Consider the following 14,683-nt stretch of genomic DNA (forward strand, 5'->3'; position numbering starts at 1 on the left):
GGCTCAACCACCTTTCTCAGTCGGTGAGTTCGCTGCCGACGACAGAGACGAAGGAGACGCATTCGCCGGGTCCGCCGCCGAGGTTGTGGGTCAGGGCGAGCGAGCGGCCCTCCGCCACTGACCCGACCGTGCGCTCAGGCGGTGCCTCGCCGCGCAGTTGGAGCCAGGCCTCGAACATCATGCGCAGGCCGGAGGCGCCGATGGGGTGGCCGAAGGCCTTGAGGCCGCCGTCCGGGTTGACCGGCAGCGAGCCGTCCAGGTCGAAGGCGCCGCTGGTGACGTCCTTCCACGCCTGTCCACGCTCCGAGAAGCCGAGGTCCTCCATGAGCACCAACTCCGTTGGTGTGAAGCAGTCGTGGACTTCCGCGAGGGCGAGTTCGGCGCGCGGGTCGGTGATGCCCGCCTGCCGGTAGGCCTCCTGGGCGGAGACGACGACCTCGGGGAAGGTGGTGAAGTCGTAGTCGGCGTCGAGGAGTCCGTCCGCCGGTCCCGCGACGAAGGACAGGGCCTTCACGAAGATCGGCTTGTCCGTGTACCGGTAGGCGTCCTCGGCGCGTACGACGATCGCCGCCGCCGAACCGTCGGAGACCCCCGAGCAGTCGAACACGCCGAGCATGCCCGCGACGATCGGCGCCGACCGGATGCGCTCCAGCGGCACCTCCTTGCGGAACTGGGCGCGGGGGTTGCGGGCGCCGTTGACGTGGTTCTTCCAGGCGATGCGGGTGATGACGTCCTTCAACTCCTCTTCCGCGAGGCCGTACTTGGCGGCGTAGGCGGGAGCGAGGAGGGAGAAGTTCGCCGGGGCCGTGATCTCGCCGCGGCTGTCGTCGCCGGCGCCCGGCATCGAGGTGCCCGAGAGTCCGGACATGCCGGAGTCCTTGAGCTTCTCCACGCCGACCGCCATCGCCACGTCGTAGGCGCCGGACGCGACCGCGTAACAGGCGTTGCGCAGCGCCTCGGAGCCGGTCGCGCACATGTTCTCCAGGCGGGTGACCGGCTTGTACGGCAAGTGCAGCGGGCGGCTGAGGGTCAGTCCGGAGACTCCGGAGGCCTGGGTGCCGAGCCAGAACGCGTCGATGTCGTCGAGCGTGATGCCGGCCGAGGTGACCGCCTCGCCCACGGCGTCGATCAGCAGGTCGTCCGCCGAGCGGTTCCAGTGCTCGCCGAAGGGCGTGCAGCCCATGCCGACGATCGCGACCCGGTCCCGGATTCCGTGCGAGCTCATGCGCCTGTCCCCTCGGTCTCGCCGGTGCGTACCGGCCGGGCCTTCCAGAAGTAGTTGTGGACGCCTGCGGCGGTGACCGTGCGCCGGAAGGTCATCTCGACCCGGGCGCCGATGACGGCGTCGGCCTCGGTGGCGTCGGTGAGCTGGCAGCGGAACCTGCCACCGCCGTCGTAGTCGACGACCACGACGAGCATCGGCGGGCTCGGGGTGTGCGCCAGCCGGTCCACGGTGAACGTGGCGACCGTGCCCCGCACCTGTTCCATCGGCTCGTCGGTCATGGCGTCGACACTCCGGCAGGAGACGCACACCCGGTCCGGCGGCAGATGCCGGGTCCCGCACTTCTCGCAACGCGAGGCGACGAAGCCGTACTTCCAGCTGTTGCGGCGGTGCGCGGGCGGGGCGTAGGGCGGCTCGGGGTCCGGGCGCCGGGGCGGTTCGCGGTCGAGGAGACCACGCCAGGAGAGGTAGGTGGCGTACGGCATGGGGGCACCGCCCTCGGCGATCTGCGCGGCGACCGGGCGGGCGGCCCGGTGTGCGGGCAGGGCGTCTGTGGTGCGCAGGAGCAGGACTCCTGCGCCGTCGCCGAGGACGACGAGCGCGATGATCCGGCCGGGTTCGGCCCGGTCGAGGACGTCGGCGAGGAGCAGACCGGGCTGGGCGGTGCCCGCGTTGCCGATCTCCGCGGTGAGGTCCGCGGTCGCCGCCTCGGGCCGTACGCCTGAGGTACGACGCACCGTCGCGCACGCGCGCGCGTGCAGGCCGGTGACGACGAGGTGGTCGATGGCGCCCCGGTCCAGGCCCGCCTGGTCGAGGGCGGCGGTGAGCGCCTTGTCCGCGAGGGACACGTAGATCTCCTCGGCGAAGCGCTCCTCCCAGACGCGGGAGGCGGGCGCGCCGGGCAGCCGCCAGCGGTCGAGGATCTCGTCGCTGACCGTGTCGTGGGCGAGCAGCTCCGCGATCACGGGAGCTCCGTTGCGGTGACCGCCGAAGGCGAACGCCGCCGCGCCGTCGCCGCCTGTGCTCTCCTCGGCGCCGCCGGGCAGGCCGGTGCGCAGGTCGGACAGGAGCGCGAGCGTCGGTACCGGGGAGCGGGCCGCGGTGACCAGGGCGCCGAGGCCGGAGCGGACGGAGCCCGCCATGTCGACGGCAAGGACGTGCGGGTCGAGGCCGAGCGCCGCGTGGACGGCGGTCGCGTTCGTCTTGTCGAGGTAGGCGGGCGCGGCGGTGGCGAGGAAGAGCTGACCGACGCGGGTCCGCAGCCCGTCCCTGGCCAGGGCGGACCGGGCCGCCTCGACGGCCATCGAGGTGGTGTCCTCGTCGTAGCCCGCGACCGCGCGCGTGCCCCGGGACGGGGTCGTCCCGAGGGTGGCGGCGATGTCGGCGCGGGCGAGACGGTGGTACGGCACGTAGGCGCCGTATGCGATCAGTCCGGCCATCAGCGTCCTCCCTTGGCGTTGGTCGTGTGGGTCGGGCGCTCGAAGACCGCGGCGAGGCCCTGGCCGCCGCCGAGGCACATGGTCTCCAGGCCGAACCGGGCCTGGCGGCGGTCGAGTTCGCGCAGCAGGGTGGCGAGGATGCGGCCACCGGTGGCGCCGACGGGGTGGCCCAGCGAGATACCAGAGCCGTTGACGTTGAACCGCTCGAAGTCGGCCTCGGTCAGGGCCCATTCGCGAGTGCAGGCGAGCACCTGGGCGGCGAAGGCCTCGTTGAGTTCGATCAGGTCGATGTCGGCGAGTTTCAGTCCCGCGCGCTCAAGTGCCTTGGCCGTGGCGGGTACCGGGCCGATGCCCATCGTCTCCGGCGGCACGCCCACCACGGCCCAGGAGACCAGGCGGGCCAGGGGGCGCAGGCCGAGTTCGGCGGCGCGCTCGGGGTGGGTGACGACGCAGAGGGCGGCGCCGTCGTTCTGTCCGCTGGCGTTCCCGGCGGTGACCGTCGCCTCGGGGTCCTGCCGTCCGAGTACGGGACGCAGGCTCGCGAGTTTCTCCAACGTCGAGTCGGGGCGCGGGTGTTCGTCGGTGTAGACGACCGTCTCGCCCCTCCTGGTCCGTACGCTGACGGGCACGATCTCGTCGGTGAAGCGGCCTTCCCGCTGGGCTGCGACCGCCTTCTCGTGGGAGCGCAGGGCGAGTCGGTCCTGCTCCTCGCGGGGGATGTCGTACTCGCGCCGCAGGTTCTCGGCGGTCTCCAACATCCCGCCGGGAACAGGGTGGTTGACGCCTCCGGAGGTGACCCGGCCGCGGGCCAGCCGGTCGTGCAGGGTGGTGCCCGCGCCGCGCACGCCGAAGCGGACGCCGGTGGTGTAGAACTCGGCCTGGCTCATCGACTCGACGCCGCCGGCCAGCACGAGGTCGCTCGCGCCGGTCTGCACCTGCATCGCCGCCGTGATGATCGCCTGCAGTCCGGAGCCGCAGCGGCGGTCGATCTGCAGTCCCGGCACCTCCACCGGCAGACCGGCGTCCAGTGCGGCGACGCGGCCGATGGCCGGGGCCTCGCCGTTGGGGTAGCACTGACCCAGCAGCACGTCGTCGACGGCGGCGGGCGGGATGCCGGTGCGGTCCAGTACAGCGCGTACGACGGCGGCGGCCAGCTCGGTCGCCGGTACGTCGCGGAAGACGCCTCCGTAGCCGCCGACGGGGGTACGCACGGGTTCGCAAATCACCGCGTCACGCAGGAGGGCGGACATCAGCCATGCCTTTCACGAGGGGTCACATGTACCGGCCGCCGGTCACCTCGAGAACGGCTCCGGTGATGTAGCTCGCCATGTCGGAGGCGAGGAAGAGGACGGCCTGGGCGACCTCGGCGGGCTCGCCCGCGCGGGCCAGGGGGATCTCGGCGAGCTTCGCGTCCCAGGCGGCCGGGGGCATCGCCTCGGTCATGGCGGTGCGGATCAGGCCGGGCTGTACGGCGTTGACGCGGATGCCCGCCTTCGCCAGTTCCTTGGCGGAAGCCTTGGTGAGGCCGATCAGTCCGGCCTTGGCCGCGCTGTAGTTGGTCTGGCCGAAGTTGCCGACCTTGCCGGCGATGGACGAGATGTTGACGATGCTGCCGCCGTGTCCGTGCGCGCGCATCGCCTCGGCGGCGTGCCGGGTGCCGTTCCAGGCGCCGGTCAGGTGGACGTCGACGACCGCCCGGAAGTCGGACAGGGCCATCTTGCGCAGGGTCGCGTCGCGAGTGATCCCGGCGTTGTTGACCATGACGCCGACCGGGCCGAAGGTGTCGGAGCAGTGGGCGACCAGAGCGGCGACTTCGTCCTCGTCGGTGACGTCGCAGCGCAGCGAGGTGGCAGCGACGCCGTTCTTGGCGAGGCGTTCGGCGGCTTCCGCCGCGGCATCCTCGTTGATGTCGCCGAGGACGACGGACGCGCCCGCCGCACCGAGGACACCGGCGATCTCGAAGCCGATGCCCTGTGCGCCGCCGGTGATCACCGCGTTGCGGCCGTCCAGAAGCCCCATGTCAGCCCGCCCTTTTGGCTCGACGCCGTCCCGCACTATTCCTTCTAAATAGATAACCTATTATGCTGAAACAATCAATACAGCGATCGGCTGGGGCGAGCGAGGCCGGGCGAGGAGAGCACACGGGTGGACATCAGCTATCCCGCGGAGACCGAGACGTTCCGCACCGAGGTCAAGGGGTTCCTCGCCGAGGCGTTGCCGCCGGGCTGGAAGGGCATCGGCGCCCTCGACGAGGAGGCCGCCTGGTCCTTCGCCCGGGACTGGCGGCGACTGCTCGCCGAGCACCGCTACCTCTCCCTCACCTGGCCCGAGCAGTACGGCGGCCGGGGCCTGTCCAAGCTCCACCAGGTGGTCCTGATGGAGGAACTGGCCCTGGCCGGTGTGCCGTTCGGGCTGCCGCAGGACACCTTCGGCGTGAAGATGCTGGCGAACACCCTGCTGCGCTGGGGCACGGACGAACAGCGGAGCCATTTCCTGCCGCGCATCCTCAGCGGTGAGGACACCTGGTGCCAGGGCTACTCGGAGCCCGACGCGGGATCCGACCTGGCCTCGCTGACGACACGCGCCGTCCGCGAGGGCGGCGAGTGGGTCATCGACGGCCAGAAGGTGTGGACGTCCGGCGCCCACCACAGCGACTGGATCTTCGTCCTGGCCCGCACGGACCGCGACGCTCCCAAGCACCGCGGCATCTCCTTCCTCCTCGTCCCCCTGGACCAACCCGGCGTCGAGGTACGGCCGTTCCGCATGATGAGCGGCCAACTCCACTTCAACGAGGTCTTCTTCAACGGCGCCCGCACCCGCGCCGACCTGGTCGTGGGCGGAGTCGACAACGGCTGGACCGTCGCCCAGAGCCTGTTGGGCGTGGAGCGCGGGGAGGAGGCGGCCACCAACCCGATCCTGTTCCGGGCCGAGGTGGAACGCCTGGTGAAACTGGCCCGCCTGTACGGCAGGGACCAGGACCCGGTCATTCGGCAGCGGATCGCCTGGTGCTGGTCCAAGGTCGAGATCATGCGCTATCTCGGCTACCGGATCCTCACCGGCTGGCTCAAGGGCGCGGAGCCGGGTCCCGAGTCGTCGATCGCCAAGCTGTACTGGAGCGAGTACCACACGAAGGTCACCGATCTCGCCATGGACATCATGGGCCTGCACGCCCAAGTACCGGTCGGCCGACCGCCGTTGCGCACCTACCGCACCGACGACCCCGGTGCCGCGAACTCCTCGGCGTCCTGGTCGACGACATACCTGATCGCCCGCTCCGGCACGATCTACGCGGGCACCTCGCAGGTACAGCGGAACATCCTCGCGGAAAAGGTGCTGGGGCTGCCGCGCGAGCCGAGGGCGACGGCTGGTTGAGGCGGGGCCGACGACGGTTGGGTGACGGCCGGCTCAGGGACTGCCCGTTACGGCTGCTTCGGCAGCGGCCGGTCGAGGTCGCTTCAGGGACGGCCGTTCGCGTCAGATTCGACGGCAGCCGGTCAACGCCGGCTCAGGGACCGCCGGTTACGGCAAGCTCCGCGAAGGCCGGTCAAGGTCTGGTTCAGCGGCTGCCGGTTATGGCGAGTTCGACGGCGACGGGTCAAGGCCGGCTCGGCAACGCCTCGGGGCTCGGTCGATCAGCATGGCTCACGCGCGATGGTCCGGCCGATCGGCCCATGTGGGAGGCGCTCGAACTCCTGGCGCGCATGTCGGTCGGTTACGGCCAGGCGCCGTCGGTCCGCGAATCCTCGGTCCGCCTGGTTGAGCTGGCGCCTGCCAGCCACCGGCGTGCGCCGCCGCGCCTCCGCCCGCGCGCGCCACGGTCCGCACCAAGATCACGCGGCTGCGGCCGTCCCGGTCGGGTCCAAGTAGGCCCGGTCGGGGCCGATTCCGCGTCCGCGCGGTCGGCCGCGACCGCCCCGCCTTCACCCGGCCACCCCTCAGCCCCGCGGCCTCACTCCCGCGTCTCGAAGGTCCCGAGTCCGGGAACCGGGCGCGGCCCGGTCCCCGGGCGCCAGCCCGCGTCGAGTTTGCGCAGGCCCACGCCGTCCGGTGCCCAGATGTGGCAGCTGTTCAGGACGCCGGCCGTGGCGCGCGGGCCGTTCGCGGGTTCGCCCGCCTCTCGGCGGCGCGCGTTGGCCGACATGGCCGCCTGCACCACGGCGGGGCCGAGCACCCGGGCCAGTTCGTAGAGGTGGGAGCAGCCCAGGACACCGCGGAACCGCTCCTGGATCGCCCGGTTGTATCCGGCGGTGACGCCGAGGCCGACCAGGCTGTCGAAGACCGGGGTGATGAACGGGCATTCAGCGTGCGGAAAGGTCAGCATGTCGGCCTCGGCGGCCACAATGGTCATGTCCGCGAGGCGTACCCGCACCGCCAGCACCATCCGGTGGATGTCGGCGGCCTCCGGCTCGGCCCACGGCCGTTCGTCCCGCAGCTCCGCCTCGACCGAGATCTCCTCACCGCCGGGCTCCTGGTGGGCGGTGACGGTGATGCTGCGGCGGTGCAGCGGGAGTTCGGCGCGGCTCACGACGAGGCCTCCGCCGGCTCCGGCACGCTCTCTCCCAGCCCGTCGAACTCCGGCGACCGGCGCTCGATGAAGCTGCGCACGCCCTCGCGGTAGTCGGGGGCGCGTTTCGCCGTGGCCAGCAGCGTGGCGGCGGTGTCGCGGCTCTCGGTGAAGCTTCTCGCCTGGTCGTCGGCGAGCTGCCGTTTGATGAGGGACATCGCGTACGGGCTGGCGGAGCGGGCCAGTTCCGTGGCGTACGCGAGCGCCGCCGGAAGCAGTTCCTCCGGCTCGACGAGACGGTTGACCAGGCCCATCGCCTTCGCCTCCGTGCCAGTGACACGGCGCGAGGACAGCAGCAGGTCGCTCGCGTTCCCGTAGCCGACGATCCGGGGCAGGAGCCAGGACACGCCGTCCTCGGCCACCAGGCCGCGCGCGCTGAACGCGGCGGCGAACTTGGCGCCCGGCACGGCGAACCGCACGTCGCACATCAGCGCCTGGTTGAAGCCGATGCCGGCGCAGGCACCGTTGACGGCCGCCACCAGGGGCTTGGGGAACGACATGGGCCGGGTGCGCGGCGGCAGCCGGTCGGTCGGCCACGGGCGCGCGCCGGAGGACGCGCCGTCCAGCACGCTCATGTCCATGCCCGGGCAGAAACTGCGTCCCGCGCCGGTGAGGACGACGGCCCGTACCGCCGGGTCCGCCTCCGCGCGGTCGAACAGCTCGTTGTAGAGCAGCTCCATCTCCAGGGTCCAGGCGTTGTGCCGCTCGGGCCGGTTCAGGGTGAGCAGCATGACTCCGTCGCCGGTCAGCTCACTCAGGATCACCGGGGCCGCATGCTCGTTCATCGAGGTCACTCCCAGAGCCCGTTGGCCTTATAGCTAGATGAATCATCTATATACCCAACCATGGCCAGGGCACCAGATCAGTCGCCGCCGAGAGAAGATCACCCAACCCTTGACCTGGTACCCTCGATGCACTAAGACGATTCATTTTGCTATATGACGGAGGAGCCCGCCGTGGCCGAGGCAGCCCGTGCAGAAACGCCAACCGTGCCCGTCCCCGCGCGTGGCCGCGTCGGACGTCAGGTGCGTGTCCCGAAGACCGCCGAGCTGGTCGCCGCGGAGCTGCGCCGCCAGATCGTACGAGGCGAGCTGAAGCCGGGCGACGCCCTGCCGCCGGAGTCGGCGCTGATGGAGCAGTTCGGCATCTCCCGGCCGACGCTGCGCGAGGCGTTCCGCGTCCTGGAGTCGGAGTCGCTGATCACGGTACGGCGCGGTGCGCACGGTGGCGCCCGGGTGAGCGCGCCGGACTCCGATGTCGCGGCCCGCTTCGCCGGACTGATCCTCGAGTACCGCGGTGCCACGCTGGGCGACGTCTACCGCGCCGCGGCCGTCATCGAGCCGCCGTGCGTGCGCCAACTGGCCGCCAAGCACACCACGGAAGACATCAAGCGACTGCGTGACGCGGTGGCGGCCGAGAAGGCGGTCCTCGACGACCCGCTGGGCCTGGTCGACGCCCAGGACACCTTCCACGCCCTGCTGGTCGAGCTGACGGGCAACCAGACGCTGATCCTCCTGTGCGGCATGCTGCGCAACATCATCGACCGGGCCAACGCCTCGTACACCGCCGCCGCCACCGACGCGGCGACCCAGAAGGCACAGGCCCTCAAGGGACACCGGGCCCATGTGCGCCTGGTCGGGCTGATCGAGTCCGGCAAGGCCGACGAGGCGGAGAAGCTGTGGCAGCGCCACATCAGCGGCGCCGACGACGTGGTGAACGGGGCCGGCCCCAAGACGGTGCTCGAACTCATCGACTGACCAGGCGAATCCTTCATCGACCGACCGCGCCGATCGAGGATCACCGAGCCGTTCCCGCCGCCACCCCTTGCGCCTCCGAAACAGTTAGATAATTATAGGAGGCGTACTGAATAGATCTGGGGTCCGGAGGCGACGGCCATGGCCGAACAGCGCAAGCGAATCTTCGACTGCGACCAGCACATGTACGAGGAACGGGACTCCTTCACCCGCTACCTCCCGAAGGAGTTCCTCGGCCAGGCAGTGGCCCCGGTGACACTCCCGGACGGCCGCGAGGTGATCCTCGCCGGGGACCGGATCGTGGTCTGCCTGGAGCCGGAGTTCGGGCAGGTCTACCGGCCCGGCTCGCTCAAGGAGATGCTAAAGGCGATGGCCTCGGGCAACCCCGACGAGACGTACCAGTTCGAGCCGATGCACGAGTCGTACCAGAACCGCGAGGCCCGGCTGCGCGTCATGGACGAGCAGGGCCTCGACCAGACGATCATCTACCCGGGCGGGTGGGCGCTGGTCGCCGAGGAGTACGTACAGGGCGTCGAGCCGCTCTACGCCAACTACCACTCGTTCAACCGCTACATGAACGAGGTGTGGGGCTTCAACCACCAGGACCGCATCTACTCCCCCGCGCTGCTGTCCCTGCGCGACCTGGACAGCGCGGTCAAGGAACTGGAGTACGTCCTGGAACGGGGCGCCCGGTTCATCATGCTGCCGACCGGACCGCAGTACGGCCGCTCACCGGGCGACCCGTACTTCGACCCGTTCTGGAAACTGGTCAACGAGGCCAAGGCCAGCGTCTGTTACCACATCAGCGAGTTCTACTACAACTCGCATGTCGCCCCGGCCTGGGGCCACGACGCGAGCCCGATCCACTTCCGGATGTCCGCGTGGCAGTGGATGAACACCTACGGCCAGCGCCCCATCGAGGAGACGCTCTCCGCGCTGATCTTCGACAACCTCTTCGAGCGCTTCCCCGACATCAACGTCCTGGTCTCCGAGTTCGGCGCCGAATGGGTGCCCCACTTCGTCCGGCACATGGACAAGAGCCGCGGCATGGGCCGCAACGGCCCCTGGATCGGCGGGCAGTTGAGTGAGCGGCCCAGCCAGGTCTTCCGCAAGCACATCCGCGTGGTGCCCTACCCGGAGGACGACATCCCGAGCCTGGTCAAGCGGCTCGGCTACCACGAGTCGATCGTGATGGGCTCGGACTTCCCGCACGCGGAGGGCATCGCCAACCCCGCCGACTACCGCAAGCTCCTCGCGGAACTCGACGAGTCCGTCCAGGACGACATCATGTACAACAACGCCCAGCAGCTGATCAGCCGTTGAGCCCCTGACGCCCCAACAGAACGGGCCCGGTACCGATTTCGGTACCGGGCCCGTTCCCGTTTCACCGCGACTCATCCCAGGTCCGCCGCCAGGTTCGCGATGTCGGCGAGCAGCGCCGTACCGCGCGGGGTGTGGTCGTAGCCGGCGAGTGGATAGCCGTTGCTAAGGCAGGCGAAGGACAGGCCCGACTCCGGGTCCATGAAGCCGAGTTGGTAGGCGGCGCCCGCGCTGCCGAAGAGTGACGGCGAGCCGGTGGACGGGAGTTGGCTGCCGGCGTCCGGCCCGGCCACCGTCACGAACAGACCCATACTGGTGCGACGACTGCCACCACCCCCGTAGATCTGCTCCCCGTACGGGAGTTGGGTCAGCCGGATCCGGGTGCCCTCCGCCACCGCCTCCGGCTTCCACAGGCCCGAGTGCTCCAACGCCTGGAAGTACAGGGCGACATCGGCGGCGGTGGCGACCAGCGCGTGGCTGGGCTCGCCGGCCGCCAGGACGCGGGGGTCGGCGAGGTACCACGGCCCCCAGGGGTCGGGTTCCTGGGTGTCGTCGGTGCGGTCGGTGGCGACCATCGGGGCGACGGTGCCGGGTTGCCGCTCGACCGGGACGCCGAGTTCGATCGAGGTGAGGCCCAGCGGCCGGGCGATCCGCTCGTGGAGGTAGTCGGCGAAGGGCAGCCCCGTACGCCGCTCGACGATCTCGGCGATCAGCCAGGCGGCGGCGGTGAGATGGAACTGGAAGCGGGTGCCGGGCGGGGTGTCGAGCCGCCAGCGCCCGAAGGCGGCGAGCCGCTGCTCCCGGTCCAGCATCTTCGGGTAGCCGAGGGGTGCGAAGGGGAAGCCGGCGGTGTGCGTGAGCACCTGCTCGACGGTCACCGTCTCCTTCCCGTTCGGCGCGAACTCCGGGATGATCGCGGCGACTTGCTCGTCCAGGCGCAGGAGTCCCTCGCCCAACAGTTTCCACACGACACCGGCGACGATCGACCGCCCGACGGACTGCAGGACGTATCGGGTGTCCGGTCCGGCGTCCCCCCAGGTCTCGAACGCCACCAGGCGACCGCCGCGCGCGACGGCGACCTGCGCGGACGGGAGTGGCCCGTGCTCGACCTCCAGACGGATCCGGCGCAGCAGGACGTCCAGCCGGTGCGGGTCCACCCCCACGCTCTCCGGGTCGACGACGGAGTGGTCAGTCATGGGCTTCTCCTTGGCCGGGTTCGCGCAGCCGACGCCGTACGACCTTGCCGTTGGCGTTGCGCGGCAGGTCGGCCACGAACCACCAGCGGACGGGGACCTTGAATCCGGACAGCCGGGCGCGGGCGTGCGACCTGAGCGACGCCGGTTCCGGTAGGGCATCGGGGTCGGCCGGTACGACGAAGGCGACGACGGTCTGGCCGAGCCGTTCGTCGGAGGCGCCCGTGACGGCCACGTCAGCGACGCCGGGGTGCGCGGCCAGGACGGTCTCGACCTCCAGCGGGTGGACATTCTCGCCGCCCCTGATGATCATGTCGCTGCCCCGGCCGTACAGGTAGAGGTAGCCGTCCTCCGCCACACGGCCCAAGTCACCGCTGTGCAGCCAGCCTTCGGCGTCGATCCGGAAGAAGTGGTCGGCGCGGGCGTGGATCTCGCCGATGCCGTCCGGTCCGGTGTCCCGCACCCGCAGATCGACCCCAGGGGCGGACCGTCCCACGGACCGCAGTAGTTCGGTGCGGCCGGCGACCGCCTCCCGGTGGTCCTCGGGGGTGAGCACGCTGATGGGCGAACCCTCGGTCTGCCCGAACATGTTGAGCATGCGGACGCCGGGCATGGCCTCGTACGTCCGCCACAGGGTGCCGGGGCGGACCGGCGCGCCGCCGTACTGGAGGGTGCGCAGCGTTTCGTGGTGCGCCTGGCCCGCCGCCAGCAGGGTCTCCAGCATCGCCGGGACCATGCTCGTGTGGGTGGTGCCGAGTTCACGCAGGAGGGTCCAGCCGTCGACGGTGAAGCGGGGCAGCCCGGTCACCAGTGCCCCCGCGGCGAGGGCGACGGCGATGTTGCCGAGGCCGGCGATGTGATGGAAGGGCGCGCTGCCCCCGTAGAAACTGTCCGGATCGAGCGCGCAGAGACGGCCGTTGACGCGGGCGCGGGCGGCCAGGCGGCGCTGGGTCATGCGGACGGGTTTGGGGAGGCCTGTCGTGCCCGAGGTGTGCAGGACGGCGGCGAGGTCGTCGGGCTCGGCGGTCAACGGCCTTGTGCTCGGACGGAGTTCGGGGACGACGACGGCCCGGCGGCCGGACAGTTTGGCGACCTGCTCGCCGAGTTCGGCGAACTCGGGCTGTGCAACGAGGAGTTGAGCCCCCGACGCCTCGACCACGGCCGCGATCTCGTACGCCGTCATACGGACGCCGAGCGGGGCGAGCGGGTGGCCGGACCCGGCGCCGCCGATGACGAGCGCGAGGGCGTCGGCGGAGGTGGCGGCCAGGGCGGGTACCGGGGCGCCGGGGGCGAGGCCGAGGGTGTCCAGCCAGTCGGCGGCGCCGGCCGCCCGGTCGAGGAGTTCGCGTCCGGTCCAGGTGAGGTCACCGAACCGGACGGCGGGACGGGAGTGGTCGTAGGCGGCGACCACCGTCGCCGTCCAGGTCAACTCCTGCTCGGCGCCCACCGGTTCAGGGCTCCAGCAGGGCCGTCGCGGTGCCGGTGACCACCTCGGCGCCGTCCTGGGTGACGGTTCGCAGCGAGAAGTGGGCGACCGGGCCGTCCGGCGAGTCCTCGACCGCCTCGACTGTCGCCGTGGCGGTCAGGGTGTCACCGGGCCACACCTGGGCCTTGAAGCGCACCCCGAAGGTCAGCAGCGCCTCGACGCCGACCCAGTCGGTCAGGACGCGTCCCGTCATGCCCATCGTGAGCATCCCGTGGGCGAAGACGCCGGGGTAGCCCGCGACCTCGGTGGCGAACCGCTCGTCGGTGTGCAGCGGGTTGAAGTCGCCGGACGCGCCCGCGTATTGGACGATCCGGGTGCGCTTCAGGTCGTCGACCAGCACGCTCTCGCGGGTCTCACCGACCTTGACGTCGTCGGCACTCAGGTTCATCGGGCGTCCTTCCTGGTCGCGGGGCCCTCGGGCACGACGGCCACGGTGCGGGCGCTGACGACCGGTTCGCCGTCGGCGTCCCGGTACTCGGTGATGCGCTCGCTGAACAGCAGACGGCCGGTGCGGCCCTGCTTCTCCCAGCTGCGTCCGGCGACGGTGGTGGCGTACAGGGTCTCCCCCGCGCGCACCGGCCGGTGGTACTCGAAGTGCTGCTCGGCGTGCAGGCCGCCACCGCCCTCGGGCATCACGCCCGGCCCGGCGCCGGACCCGAACCACTCCTCGCCCGGTTTGGGCCGCAGCCGGTAGTCGGGATCGTGGTCGGCGCTCGCCATGGTGAAGGTGGGCGGCGCGAGTGCGCTCTCGCCGACGTAGGCCGGGTTCTCGTCGCCGATGGCCCGGGCGAACGTCAGGATGTGCCCGGCCTCGACCGGGAAGGGCTGCCCTGTCATCTTCCAACTCCTCGGTCAGTACGGCAGGAACGCGTCGCGGGTGGCCTCGTCCGGGTCGAAGTCCGGGGGCAGTCCCTCGAACTTGGGCTCCCGTTTCTCCACGAAGCTGGCGACCCCTTCGCGGAAGTCCGGCGAGCCCGCGAAGAACTCCATGGCGGAGTAGGAGCGGGCGAGTGCTTCGGTGAAAGGCCGGTCGAGATCGCCGTAGACCTGGTGGCGTACGACGGCCATGGCGCGCGGTGAGCAGTTGCGGGCGATGTCTCGGGCGTAGGCGCGGGCCGCGTCGAGCAGGTCCTCGGGCTCCACGACCCGGCTGACGAGGCCGAGTTGCTTTGCCTCGTCGGCGTCGAAGACGCGGCCGGACAGAAGGAGGTCGAGGGCGTTCTCCAGGCCGACGACGCGCGGCAGCACGTAGGGGAGGTTGTACTCGCCGGCGAGGCCGCGGCGCGTGAAGGCGGTGGTGAAGCGGGCGCCGCGGGCAGCGAAGCGTACGTCGCAGATCAGGGCCTGGACCAGTCCGATGCCCGCGCAGGCGCCGTTGACGGCCGCGATGAGCGGCTTGGGCATGTTGCGCCTGCTGTACATGGGCACGCGGGCCTGGAGGTTGAGGGACTGGCCCGGCTGTGCGTTCTGTTCCAGCCGCTGGACGTCCATGCCGGGGCAGAACGCCCGGCCGGCGCCGGTGACGATCACGACGCGGACGGCGGGGTCGGCGGCGGCCTCGTCCAGGAGGGCGAAGAAGCGGCGCTCCATGGGGAGGCTCCACGCGTTCTTGCGCTCGGGCCGGTTGAGGGTGACGGTGGCGACACCGTCCTCGTCGACCTCGTACAGCACCAGGTCCTGGTCCTGGTCGGGTTCGTCGGGCATC

14 protein-coding genes are annotated in these 14,683 nt (G+C 71.1%); 3 read left to right on the forward strand and 11 right to left on the reverse strand.

All coding sequences use genetic code 11. The annotated features are described in order from the left end of the window. Positions 1–16: 16 nt before the first annotated feature. Genes ACIBK4_RS30455 through fabG form a run of 4 tightly spaced genes read right to left on the reverse strand, consistent with a single transcriptional unit; the run spans position 17 to position 4,680 of the window. Complete coding sequence (locus ACIBK4_RS30455) at positions 17–1,225, reverse strand: acetyl-CoA acetyltransferase (RefSeq protein WP_398999690.1); 1,209 nt, start codon at positions 1,223–1,225, stop codon at positions 17–19. Then, entirely contained in the window at positions 1,222–2,661 is a 1,440-nt protein-coding gene (locus ACIBK4_RS30460; RefSeq protein ID WP_398999692.1) for an OB-fold domain-containing protein, read from the reverse strand. The genes ACIBK4_RS30455 and ACIBK4_RS30460 overlap by 4 nt, the downstream gene beginning before the upstream one ends. After that, positions 2,661–3,911: an acetyl-CoA C-acetyltransferase gene (locus tag ACIBK4_RS30465; protein ID WP_398999694.1), complete on the reverse strand. Its 1,251-nt coding sequence runs from the start codon at positions 3,909–3,911 to the stop codon at positions 2,661–2,663. The genes ACIBK4_RS30460 and ACIBK4_RS30465 overlap by 1 nt, the downstream gene beginning before the upstream one ends. A gap of 22 nt (positions 3,912–3,933) precedes the next feature. Continuing rightward, on the reverse strand, positions 3,934–4,680 hold the full coding sequence (fabG, locus tag ACIBK4_RS30470) for a 3-oxoacyl-ACP reductase FabG (protein WP_398999696.1): 747 nt from the start codon (positions 4,678–4,680) through the stop codon (positions 3,934–3,936). 126 nt (positions 4,681–4,806) lie between these two features. Between fabG and ACIBK4_RS30475 the strand changes: the two genes are divergently transcribed. Continuing rightward, on the forward strand, positions 4,807–6,033 hold the full coding sequence (locus ACIBK4_RS30475) for an acyl-CoA dehydrogenase family protein (protein ID WP_398999699.1): 1,227 nt from the start codon (positions 4,807–4,809) through the stop codon (positions 6,031–6,033). Positions 6,034–6,610: 577 nt separating this feature from the next. Here the strand turns inward: ACIBK4_RS30475 and ACIBK4_RS30480 are convergent. Continuing rightward, positions 6,611–7,186: a DUF2889 domain-containing protein gene (locus ACIBK4_RS30480; protein WP_398999701.1), complete on the reverse strand. Its 576-nt coding sequence runs from the start codon at positions 7,184–7,186 to the stop codon at positions 6,611–6,613. Further along, positions 7,183–8,010, reverse strand: a complete 828-nt coding sequence (locus ACIBK4_RS30485) for an enoyl-CoA hydratase-related protein (RefSeq protein WP_398999703.1) — start codon at positions 8,008–8,010, stop codon at positions 7,183–7,185. Before ACIBK4_RS30485 ends, ACIBK4_RS30480 begins: the two co-directional genes overlap by 4 nt. A gap of 171 nt (positions 8,011–8,181) precedes the next feature. Between ACIBK4_RS30485 and ACIBK4_RS30490 the strand changes: the two genes are divergently transcribed. Beyond that, complete coding sequence (locus tag ACIBK4_RS30490) at positions 8,182–8,982, forward strand: FadR/GntR family transcriptional regulator (protein ID WP_398999705.1); 801 nt, start codon at positions 8,182–8,184, stop codon at positions 8,980–8,982. Positions 8,983–9,120: 138 nt separating this feature from the next. Next, the gene (locus ACIBK4_RS30495) at positions 9,121–10,302 is read left to right on the forward strand and encodes an amidohydrolase family protein (protein WP_398999707.1); all 1,182 of its coding nucleotides are present in this window, start codon (positions 9,121–9,123) and stop codon (positions 10,300–10,302) included. Positions 10,303–10,373: 71 nt separating this feature from the next. Here the strand turns inward: ACIBK4_RS30495 and ACIBK4_RS30500 are convergent, their stop codons facing one another. Genes ACIBK4_RS30500 through ACIBK4_RS30520 form a run of 5 tightly spaced genes read right to left on the reverse strand, consistent with a single transcriptional unit; the run spans position 10,374 to position 14,682 of the window. After that, a complete protein-coding gene (locus ACIBK4_RS30500; protein WP_398999710.1) occupies positions 10,374–11,495 on the reverse strand; it encodes a serine hydrolase domain-containing protein in 1,122 nt (373 codons plus the stop codon). Then, complete coding sequence (locus ACIBK4_RS30505) at positions 11,488–12,939, reverse strand: class I adenylate-forming enzyme family protein (RefSeq protein WP_398999712.1); 1,452 nt, start codon at positions 12,937–12,939, stop codon at positions 11,488–11,490. The genes ACIBK4_RS30500 and ACIBK4_RS30505 overlap by 8 nt, the downstream gene beginning before the upstream one ends. Before the next feature lie 4 nt (positions 12,940–12,943). After that, the gene (locus ACIBK4_RS30510) at positions 12,944–13,366 is read right to left on the reverse strand and encodes a MaoC/PaaZ C-terminal domain-containing protein (protein ID WP_398999714.1); all 423 of its coding nucleotides are present in this window, start codon (positions 13,364–13,366) and stop codon (positions 12,944–12,946) included. Then, positions 13,363–13,815 (reverse strand): MaoC family dehydratase N-terminal domain-containing protein, encoded by a 453-nt coding sequence (locus ACIBK4_RS30515; protein ID WP_398999716.1) that lies wholly within the window; start codon positions 13,813–13,815, stop codon positions 13,363–13,365. The genes ACIBK4_RS30510 and ACIBK4_RS30515 overlap by 4 nt, the downstream gene beginning before the upstream one ends. Positions 13,816–13,830: 15 nt before the next feature. Next, a complete protein-coding gene (locus tag ACIBK4_RS30520; protein WP_398999718.1) occupies positions 13,831–14,682 on the reverse strand; it encodes an enoyl-CoA hydratase-related protein in 852 nt (283 codons plus the stop codon). Position 14,683 lies beyond the last annotated feature (1 nt).

It is taken from the genome of Streptomyces sp. NPDC050528 (assembly GCF_044457795.1).
Lineage (GTDB): Bacteria > Actinomycetota > Actinomycetes > Streptomycetales > Streptomycetaceae > Streptomyces.

Coding starts and splice junctions, on each gene's coding strand:
- ACIBK4_RS30520 (WP_398999718.1), bottom strand. CDS start 14,682: ATGCCCGACGAACCCGACCAGGACCAGGACCTGGTGCTGTACGAGGTC.
- fabG (WP_398999696.1), bottom strand. CDS start 4,680: ATGGGGCTTCTGGACGGCCGCAACGCGGTGATCACCGGCGGCGCACAG.
- ACIBK4_RS30485 (WP_398999703.1), bottom strand. CDS start 8,010: ATGAACGAGCATGCGGCCCCGGTGATCCTGAGTGAGCTGACCGGCGAC.
- ACIBK4_RS30455 (WP_398999690.1), bottom strand. CDS start 1,225: ATGAGCTCGCACGGAATCCGGGACCGGGTCGCGATCGTCGGCATGGGC.
- ACIBK4_RS30500 (WP_398999710.1), bottom strand. CDS start 11,495: ATGACTGACCACTCCGTCGTCGACCCGGAGAGCGTGGGGGTGGACCCG.
- ACIBK4_RS30515 (WP_398999716.1), bottom strand. CDS start 13,815: ATGACAGGGCAGCCCTTCCCGGTCGAGGCCGGGCACATCCTGACGTTC.
- ACIBK4_RS30510 (WP_398999714.1), bottom strand. CDS start 13,366: ATGAACCTGAGTGCCGACGACGTCAAGGTCGGTGAGACCCGCGAGAGC.
- ACIBK4_RS30495 (WP_398999707.1), top strand. CDS start 9,121: ATGGCCGAACAGCGCAAGCGAATCTTCGACTGCGACCAGCACATGTAC.
- ACIBK4_RS30465 (WP_398999694.1), bottom strand. CDS start 3,911: ATGTCCGCCCTCCTGCGTGACGCGGTGATTTGCGAACCCGTGCGTACC.
- ACIBK4_RS30460 (WP_398999692.1), bottom strand. CDS start 2,661: ATGGCCGGACTGATCGCATACGGCGCCTACGTGCCGTACCACCGTCTC.